General features: G+C 62.3%; 7 protein-coding genes. 2 read left to right on the top strand and 5 right to left on the bottom strand.

Features of this window, described 5'->3' with window-relative positions; translation table 11 throughout:
• Window positions 1-150: 150 nt before the first annotated feature.
• The 3 genes from MJ643_RS29710 to MJ643_RS29700 form a co-directional block, all read right to left on the bottom strand.
• On the bottom strand, window positions 151-1,107 hold the full coding sequence (locus tag MJ643_RS29710) for a FecR family protein (protein ID WP_023661993.1): 957 nt from the start codon (window positions 1,105-1,107) through the stop codon (window positions 151-153).
• Window positions 1,108-1,111: 4 nt separating this feature from the next.
• Window positions 1,112-1,615 (bottom strand): sigma-70 family RNA polymerase sigma factor, encoded by a 504-nt coding sequence (locus MJ643_RS29705; protein ID WP_023661994.1) that lies wholly within the window; start codon window positions 1,613-1,615, stop codon window positions 1,112-1,114.
• Window positions 1,616-1,725: 110 nt separating this feature from the next.
• Window positions 1,726-2,415: a GntR family transcriptional regulator gene (locus MJ643_RS29700; protein ID WP_023661995.1), complete on the bottom strand. Its 690-nt coding sequence runs from the start codon at window positions 2,413-2,415 to the stop codon at window positions 1,726-1,728.
• Between the two features lie 204 nt (window positions 2,416-2,619).
• Between MJ643_RS29700 and lapG the strand changes: the two genes are divergently transcribed.
• Complete coding sequence (lapG, locus tag MJ643_RS29695) at window positions 2,620-3,381, top strand: cysteine protease LapG (protein WP_013970355.1); 762 nt, start codon at window positions 2,620-2,622, stop codon at window positions 3,379-3,381.
• A 10-nt stretch (window positions 3,382-3,391) separates the two neighbouring features.
• Entirely contained in the window at window positions 3,392-5,338 is a 1,947-nt protein-coding gene (gene lapD, locus MJ643_RS29690) for a cyclic di-GMP receptor LapD (protein ID WP_013970356.1), read from the top strand.
• Between the two features lie 145 nt (window positions 5,339-5,483).
• Here the strand turns inward: lapD and MJ643_RS29685 are convergent, their stop codons facing one another.
• Both MJ643_RS29685 and MJ643_RS29680 read right to left on the bottom strand, forming a co-directional pair.
• Window positions 5,484-6,857 carry an HlyD family type I secretion periplasmic adaptor subunit gene (locus tag MJ643_RS29685; protein WP_013970358.1) on the bottom strand — a complete coding sequence of 458 codons (1,374 nt, stop codon included), beginning with the start codon at window positions 6,855-6,857 and terminating at the stop codon, window positions 5,484-5,486.
• Entirely contained in the window at window positions 6,847-9,003 is a 2,157-nt protein-coding gene (locus MJ643_RS29680; protein WP_024087966.1) for a type I secretion system permease/ATPase, read from the bottom strand. The genes MJ643_RS29685 and MJ643_RS29680 overlap by 11 nt, the downstream gene beginning before the upstream one ends.
• Window positions 9,004-9,408 lie beyond the last annotated feature (405 nt).

Raw genomic sequence — 9,408 nt, 5'->3', positions numbered from 1 at the left:
CTGCCCGAATGGCACGCTTGAAAATAAATTTCTAAAGACAGTTGCTCCCACAGGTATTGCATAGCCCTAAGGCCTTGTGCGATCTCTGTTGGAGCTGGCTTGCCGGCGATGGGCTGCATAGCAGCCCTGAACGCAAAAGCCGCCGTCAGCTCAGGCCAGCCCCTCCACGCGCACCCACCAGCGTGTACGTTGGCGAAGCCGTACGGGTAGCGTCCGTGGTAGCAGCTGTAGCAGTTGCTCCGGGTCTTCGAGGCGGAATACACCCGACAGGCGCAAATCGGCAATGCCGTCGCTGCAGCCCAGATAACCATGGCGATAACGGCTGACCTGCGCAAGGAAGTCGAAAAGGCGCATGTTCCGGGTGACGATCAGGCCTTCTGTCCAGGCCATCGCATCCATGTCCACCTGCTCGAGCCGGTGTGTGCCTAACGCATCCAGACGCCAGTTCTGGCCGCTTTCGATCCATTGCAGCTGGCCATTGTCAGGCCGGTGTATCGCCACCCTGCCATGGCTGACACTGACCTGCGTGCAGTCGCTGTCCTGACGCGCCACAAAGCGTCCTTCGAACCCTTCCAGTAACGCGTCACGAGTTTCTACAAGCAAGGAACGCTGCGTGTTGCAGGCAATCATCACTTCCCCCTGCTTCAGGCGGACTAGGCGCTGCTGGTCATTGAAGGCCAGGTCGACGGTACTGCGGGTGTTGAGTTGCATCTGCGAGCCATCGGGAAGCGCAAAGCTGCGTCGTTCGCCCGTGCCGGTGGTGTAGTCTGATGTCCAGTCGTTGACCGCATCGAGGTCTTTTCCCAGCCATGCCGCCGTCCCTACCATGGCAACGCCGCCAAGCAGTTTCAGCGCCTGCCGACGATGCAGGCGGCGCTGGCTGGTCTCCAGGGTTTGCAAAGCCAGCCCGGCACCGGGTATGGCACGCAGGTCGAGGTCCTGATGCAGGTGAATTACTCGTTGCCAAGCCTGCTCGTGTTCGTGGTGGGCAGTGCGCCATTGCCTGCACTCTTGTTGCAGGGCAGGGGCATGCCCGCTCTCGCGCAGCCTCAGCATCAACTGGATGGCCTGCTTGACTGCTGTTGCGCCGGGCTGTGAAGCGGTCATTGCGTCAACACTCGTCGGCGTAGCGCAGCAAGTAGCAATGGTAGAGCGCGTCGGCGATATAGCGCTCCACGGTACGCACCGAGATCCCCATCTGGTCGGCGATCGCCTGGTGCTTCAGCCCCTCGCATTGGGCAAGCAGGAATGCACGACATACTTTGGGTTTCAGGCCTTCGAGCATGCGCGCGATGCGCTCCAGCAATTCCAGCAGCAGCTCACGGGTTTCGGCCGAAGGGGCCTGCGCTTCCGGCAACTGTGCCAGCGCCTCGAGATAGGCCCTGTGCAGTTCCTCGCGCCGCCAGTGGTCGATCACGAGCCCACGCGCAACCGTTCTCAGGAAAGCCCTGGGTGTGTTCAGTTGCAGATGTTCGCGACGTTGCAACAGGCGTACGAAGGTGTCCTGGGCCAGGTCTGCGGCATCGGCGGCGTTGCCCAGCTTGCTGCGTAGCCAGGCATGCAACCAGCCGTGGTGGTCACTGTAGAGCGTTTGCACGGAATCGTTGCTGGGCATGGGTGAGGGCGCTGCTATCAATGGACATGAATGATAATTAGTCTCATTGTTGGCGGTAGCCGATCAATTTGCAACCCAGCCGACTGCACCATGCGTGCAGTCACTACTCGCTAGCGCCCCAGTTGCGTATCCAGATACTTGCGGATTACCCGCGATGCGTTATTCAGGTGCCGTTCCAGCACGGCTACCGCTTCGTCCACCAGCTTGTCGCCAGCCGCATCCGCCAGTGCGTTGTGATCGTCCTGGGTGAGCTTGCCCAGGCCCATGGACGAAACATGAAACCGCAGGAAGCGTTCTTCCTCGTTCAGTTCGTCCTCGATCAGGCGCAGCAGTTTCTTGTTCGGCGCCTTGTTGTACAACGACATGTGGAACAGGCGATTGAGGCGGCCGATTTCAGCGTGACGGGTTTCGTTTTCCAGTTGCTGGATATACCCGCGGGCGCTGGCGATGTCGCTGGCATCGAGCAGCGGAATGGACTGGCGCAGCGCCTCGGTCTCGAGCAGCACGCGCAGGGCATAGGTGTCCACCGCGTCCTCGCCGATCAACGGCGCAACCACCGCACCCTTGTGCATTTCCACTTTCAGCAGCGATTGCGCCTCGAGCTGGCGCAGGGCCTCGCGCACGGGCATGCGGCTGACACCGAACAAGGTGGCGAGCTCTTGTTGTCTTACGGCAGTACCTGGAGGCAAGCGGCCATCAAGAATGGCACTGCGCAGGCGTTCTTCGATCACGCCACGGGCCTGGTGCGGCAACAGCTGCTCGCTGGCCAGCACATTGCTCAATTTGATTTTTTCGGCCACGCGACGCCTGCCTCAACGATGACTAAAGTTGGATCCAATGACACTAGTGGCAGCTCGTGAGGGTGTCAAACCTGTACCCGCAGTGGAACGAGCGCCCCAAAAGCGCGGCTATGGTGGATGAAGTCGCCTGCCAAAGGAAGCGGCCTATAGAACGATCTAATTAGAAAGTGTAGGTCGGCTGACCAAAGGGTGCATGATTGCAGGGTGCCATTGTCTTTTGCCGTGGCAAGCCGCACCATCGCTGCTTTCGACTGGCCTGAACAGGGCTTCGCAGTGGCGATATCCTGGATGCTCAAAACCGTTGTGCAACGTGCCGCCTTGGCCGCGCTGCTGGGCAGTTTGCTGCTGGGCGGCTTGCACGCGGATTGGGACTTTTCCCAGATCAGCCGCAAGTCACAGGCCTTGTACGGCCCGCTGGGTGCCGGGAAGGGCCGTATCGATGCCTGGCAGAACCTGATGGCCACGCAGAAGCAGGGCACGGAGCTTGAGCGGTTGCAGGCGGCCAACCGCTTCTTCAACCAACAATTGCGCTATGTCGAAGACATCGACCTGTGGCATGAGGTCGATTACTGGGCCACGCCTGTGCAGGCTCTGATCAAGGGCGCAGGGGACTGCGAGGACTACGCCATCGCCAAATATTTCAGCCTGCGGCGTATGGGTATCCCGAGCGAGAAACTGCGCATCACCTACGTCAAGGCATTGCGGCAGAACCGGGCGCACATGGTCCTGACCTATTATTCAAGCCCACAGGCACAACCCCTGGTGCTCGACAGCCTGATGGATGCCATCAAGCCGGCCAGCCAGCGTCCCGACCTGCTGCCGGTATACGCCTTCAATGGCGAAGGGCTGTGGCTGACGGGGGCCGCAGGCAACAAGAAGGTCGGCGATACCAAGCGGCTGTCACGCTGGCAGGATCTGCTGAAGAAAATGCAGGCCGAAGGGTTCCCGGCCGAGCCGGTTTACTGAAGGAGCACAGATGTCACTGTTCAAACAATTGCTGTTGGCCATTTGCCTGTTCCTGGTGGTCGCCTTCAGTGGCAGTTTCATGGTCAGCCTGGAAAGTTCGCGCAGCCAGTACGTCAACCAGTTGCGCTCGCACGCCCAGGATGCGGCTACCGCGCTGGCGCTGTCGCTGACGCCGAATATCGACGACCCGGCGATGGTCGAGTTGATGGTCAGTTCGATCTTCGACAGTGGTTATTACGCAAGCATCAAGGTCGTCGACCTGGGGTCCAATGCCGTACTGGTGGAGCGTCACGCCGAGCCTGATCCTGCCGGTGTGCCGCGCTGGTTCGTGCACCTGATCGGCCTCGAGGCCGCCGGTGGCGATGCCATCGTCAGCCGCGGCTGGCAGCAGGCTGCGCGCGTTGAAGTGATCAGCCACCCGATGTTCGCCATTGCCAAGCTATGGCAAAGCGCCCTTGGCAGCCTGGGCTGGTTGCTGCTGTGCGGCGCGGCCAGTGCCGTGCTCGGCGCGTTGCTGTTGCGCCGCCAGTTGCGGCCGCTGGACTACATGGTCGAGCAGTCCCACGCCATTGCCCGTCGCGAGTTCCTCAGCCTGCCTGAACTGCCGCGCACGCCAGAACTGCGCCGCGTGGTGCAGGCGATGAATCAGATGGTCGAGAAGCTCAAGGCACTGTTCACCGAGCAGGCCGAGCGCAGTGAACGGTTGCGTGCCGAGTCCTACCAGGACAGCCTGACCGGGCTGTCCAACCGCCGCTATTTCGAGATGCAGTTGAACACCCGGGTAAGCAACCTGGAGGAAGCGCGCGCCGGCTACCTGCTATTACTGCGGGTCCAGGGGCTGGCAGGGTTGAATGCCCGACTGGGTGGCCAGCGTACCGACCAGTTGCTGCAGGCCGTGGGGGAGCAACTGCGCCGCACCTGTGCCAGCTACCCGGAAACCAACGACCTGATTTCCCGCAGCCGCGGTGGCGAGTTCGCCGTGCTGGCGCCGGGCATGGTGCATGAAGAGGCGGTGCAGCTCGCCCAGGCCCTGGAAGCGACGTTGCAGAGCCTGCATGAAACCGGCGCCAGTGATATCGACCCGGTGGCCTGCATCGGCCTTGCGCCCTACAGCCCCGGTGACGCCCCCCAGGCGCTGCTCAAACTTGCCGACGAGGCCCTGGCCCGCGCCGAGAACCAGCCGACGCCGGGCTGGGTATGCCTTGAACAAGGTGTCGCCGCAGTTGCCGCAGACAGCCAGCATGCCTGGCATGAACGGCTCGACCAGGCGTTCACCAACGGGCATTTCGAGCTGTTCTTCCAGCCGGTGGTGGATTGCGGCACTGGGCAACGGGTGCTGCACCACAAGGTGATTTCGCGCTTGAAGGATAGCCAGGGCGAGGCACTGCCGGCGGGGCGCTTCCTGCCCTGGTTGGAGCGCTTCGGCTGGATGTCGCGGTTGGACATGTTGGTGCTGGAGAAAGTACTGGCGCACCTGCGTGGGCATGACCAGGTGCTGGCGCTGAACCTGTCTGCTGCCACCCTGGCCGACCCCAAGGCCTTGCAGCGTGTCTACGAACTGCTGGGCCAGCATACGGCGCTGGGGCCACGCCTGATCTTCGAGATCGGCGAAGAGCAGTTGCCCGAGCAATCCGCCCTCGAGCAACTGACCCGGCGCCTGCACGCGCTCGGCTTCGGCCTGGCGCTGCAACGCTTTGGCGGGCGCTTCAGCATGATCGGTAACCTCGCGCACCTGGGCCTGGCGTACCTGAAGATCGACGGCAGTTATATCCGCAACATCGACCATGAGCAGCACAAGCGGCTGTTCATCGAAGCGATCCAGCGCGCGGCACACAGCATCGACCTGCCGTTGATTGCCGAGCGGGTCGAAACGGAAGGGGAGCGGTTGGTGTTGCAGGAAATGGGCGTGAGCGGGATTCAGGGGCAACTGGTGGGCGAGCCTGCGCCTTGGGGGTGAGTGTCGGGTTTGCAGTTCCGGCCCTATCGCCGGCAAGCCAGCTCCCACAGGTACAGCGCAAAACTCAAGGCATGCGCTGTACCTGTGGGAGCTGGCTTGCCGGCGATAAGGCCAGAGGGGCCACTGAATACAGTGGCCAGGATCATCAACGCTCGCGCAGCGCTTCCGAACGCGCCTTCATGATCGGCTTGAGCAGGTAGCTCATGATGGTCTTCTTGCCGGTCATGATATCCACCGTCGCCACCATCCCCGGAATGATCAGCAGCGGTTTCTCGTCAGTCCCCAGGTGGCTGCGATCGGTGCGCAGCTTGATCAGGTAGTAGGTGGTCTTCTTGTCTTCATCGGTGATGGTGTCGGCGCCGATCTGCTCCAGCTTGGCCTTGAGCCCACCGTAGATGGTGTAGTCATAGGCCGTGAACTTGACCGTCGCTTCCTGGCCCGGATGCAGGAAAGCGATGTCCTTGGGCAGGATCTTCGCTTCGATAACCAGAGAGTCGTCCAGCGGCACGATTTCGATGATATCGCTGCCAGGCTGGATCACCCCGCCAATGGTGTTCACCAGCAGTTGCTTGACGATACCGCGCACTGGCGAAGTGACCATGGTGCGGTGCACCCGGTCGTCCAGCGCCTTGCTGGTGGCGGTGGCCTTGTTCAGCTCGGTGCGCGCCTCGTTCAGCTGGGTCAGCGCTTCGCTGCGGAATTTGCCGCGGGTCTCTTCGATCTTGCTCTGCACTTCGCGGATGGCCGCCTCGGCCCGTGGTATGGCCAGTGCAGTGGAATCCAGCTGGCCGCGGTTCTCCACTTCGGCACGGCGCAGGCGCAGCACCTCGACCTGGGAGATCGCACCGGTGGCCACCAGTGGCTCAGACATGCTGATCTCTTTGCGCAGCAGTCCCAGGCTGTTGGCGTACTGGGCGCGTTTGGAGCTGTATTCGCGCAGTTCCTGCTGGCGCTGGACAAGCTGCTGCTGCAGGCCGCCAATCTCGTCCTGCAATTGCTGGCGCCGGCTCTGGTACAGCGACTCTTCGCTGGCTGCCTGGCTTGGCGCGGCTTTGCGTAGCGCCTCATCGATTTTCAGTGGGCTGTCCTCGACCTCGGCGCTCAGGCGCTCGACCCGCAAGGCCATGGCCAGGCGGTCGGCCTCGGTTTCGCCGACGTTGGAGGCGAAGCGGGTTTCATCCAGGCGCAACAATGGCTGGCCCACTTCGACGATCTCCCCTTCCTTGGCGAAGATCTCGGCAACGATCCCGCCCTCCAGGTTCTGGATCTTCTGCACCTTGGAGGATGGAATGGCCTTGCCTTCGCCCCGCGTGACTTCGTCGATGGGAGCGACGCTGGCCCACACGATCAGGAACACGAAGAACAGGATCACGCCCCAGATGGTCAGCCGCACAACCCGCGGCGCGTCTTCGATCAGGGCCTTGTTGATCTCTGGCAGCGGCTGGCCGCCCAGCGAGTCGGAGCCTTTGAAATAGCGGCGCAGGCCCTTGAATTGCCCCACTTCCAGCTTATGCGACACTGATCTGCCCCTTCTTCAGCGCATCCATGACCGCGGCTTTCGGGCCGTCGGCGACAATCTGCCCGCGATCGATGACGATCAACCGGTCCACCAGCGACAGCAGCGAGGCACGGTGCGTGACCAGCAGTACCGTCTTGTTTTCCACCACCGCTTGCAGGCGTTGCTTGAGGCGTTCTTCACCGGTGTTGTCCATGGCGCTGGTCGGCTCGTCCAGCAGCAGAATCTGCGGGTTGAGCAGCAGCGCACGGCCCAGGGCAACGTTCTGCCGCTGGCCGCCGGACAGGTTCTGCCCGCGCTCACCCACTTGCAGCTCGTAACCGTCCGGGTGCAGCCGGGCGAACTCATGCACGCCGGCCAGCTCGGCCGCCTGCAGGATCATCTCGTCCTCGATGTAGCGGGCACCGCTGACCAGGTTGTCGCGCAGGGTGCCGGCCAACAGCTGGATGTCCTGGGGGACGTAGCCGATGTTATGGCGCAGTTCGCTGACATCGATCTGGCGAATGTCCACGCCATCGACCAGCAGCGAGCCACCATCGGCCTCGTACAGGCCGACGATGAGCTTGGCCAGCGAGCTCTTGCCCGAGCCGCTGCGGCCGATGATGCCCACCTTTTCACCGGGGCGGATGGTCAGGTTGATGTTCTTGAGGGCCAGGTTCTGCTGGTTCGGGTAGGTGAAGTCGACCCCGCGGAACTCGACACTGCCCTGCAGCACCTTGCGGCTCAGTGGCCGCTCCTCGAAGTTGCGCTCTTGCGGCAGCTCCATCATGTGGTCGGTGGAGACCATGGTCACCTTGGCCTGCTGGTAGCGGGCGAGCAGGCCGTTGAGCTGGCCCAGTGGGCCGAGGGCCCGGCCACTGAGCATGTAGCAGGCCACCAGGCCGCCCATGCTCAGGTTGCCGTCGATGATCAGGTACACGCCGGTGCAGATCATCGCCACGCCCGCCAGTTGCTGGATCAGCAGGGTGATGTTCATTGCCAGGCTCGACAGCACCTTCACGCGCAGTTCCAGGCGGCTGAGGGTGCCGAGGGTTTGCTCCCACATGTACTGGCGTTCGCTTTCGGCATTGTTGACCTTCACCGCATCCAGGCCGGCCAGGGTCTCGATCAGGCTGGATTGGCGCTCCGAGGCCAGGGCCATGGTCCGCTCCATGGTCGCCATCAGCGGCCGTTGCAGGGCGTAGCCGATGCCCAGGGCCAACGGGAAGGCGATGATCGGGATCCATACCAGGTGCCCGCCAATGATGGCGATGACGATCAGGATCAGGATGGTGAACGGCAGGTCGATCAGGCTGGTCAGGGTCAGCGAGGCGAGGAAGTCGCGCAGGCCCTGGAACTCGTGAATGTTCTGGGCAAAACTGCCGACCCGTGCCGGGCGGTACTTCATCGACATGCCGACGATGCGTTCGAAAAGGGTCGCCGAAATGATCAGGTCGGTCTTCTTGCCGGCCAGGTCCAGGCACAAGCCACGCAAGCCCTTGAGGATCAGGTCGAAGATATAGGCGCCGGCGATGCCGACGGCCAGCACCCAAAGCGTCGCAGTGGCCTGGTTGGGCACCACGCGGTCATACACGTTCATCACGAACAGCGGCGCGGCCAGGGCGATCAGGTTGATCACCAGGCTGGCGGCGATGGCATCGATGTACAGCCACTTGCTGCGCAGCAGGGTATCGCGGAACCACGACTTGGCCCGCGGGATGAGGTTACCGTGGTTGACGTCGAACTTGTGCTGCGGCTGGGCGAAGAACACCCGGCCACTGTAGTCGCTTTGCAAGGCTTCGCGGCTGACATGCACCTCGCCGCCGTCGCTCTCGCTGAGCAGCAGGCGCGCGGTGTCTTCGTTCTCCCAGCCCAACAGGACGGCGCTGCGACCTTCCTTGAGCAGCAGCATGGCCGGCATGGCGATGCCCGGGATTTGCTCCAGCTTGCGCTGCAGCAGGCGCCCCTGCAGGCCAGCCCGGGCGGCGGCGCGGGGCAGCAGCTCGGGGCTCAGGCGCTGGGCGGGCAGCGGCAGGCCGGTGGTCAGCATGACCCGGCTGGCGGGTTTCTGATGCAGGACACACAGGCTCAACAGACTATCCAGCAGGGGATCGTCATGCTGACTGCGTGGATCGTGACTGAGTTGAACTCGACTGACTTCGGATTCCACGCGGCGCTCTCTTGATCCTTGTGGTGGGTAGGGTGGGTGTGCCGTCATTCAGACCGGGCCGGCTCACCCTGGCGTTCAATGGTGCTGTCAACCGTGGCGATGAGGGCGACGACACCCTGACGCTCGGGCAGCGGCCAATGGTCGCCTTGAATCGGTATTGAGTAAACAATTCTACGTGCTGCATTTTTACCAAGCGTAGCCGGGCAGTGAATGTTTCATTGTTGATCCAGCCAAGGTTCAGCTTGAATCTAGTTGGTATCATAGCCTGCCATTCAACTGGCGACAGAGGTGCGCTCCGGTTTCGATATATGCCGCCGTCAGGAAACAGGCGCTGACTTGTTGACGCTTATCTAGGGAAATCCTGAAAAAGACTTCCTGATTTGGCAAAATCCCCGGACACCAATC

This window comes from Pseudomonas sp. PNPG3, from assembly GCF_023093815.1.
Classification (GTDB): domain Bacteria; phylum Pseudomonadota; class Gammaproteobacteria; order Pseudomonadales; family Pseudomonadaceae; genus Aquipseudomonas; species Aquipseudomonas asiatica.
This window is presented reverse-complemented; position numbering and strand designations above follow the sequence as displayed.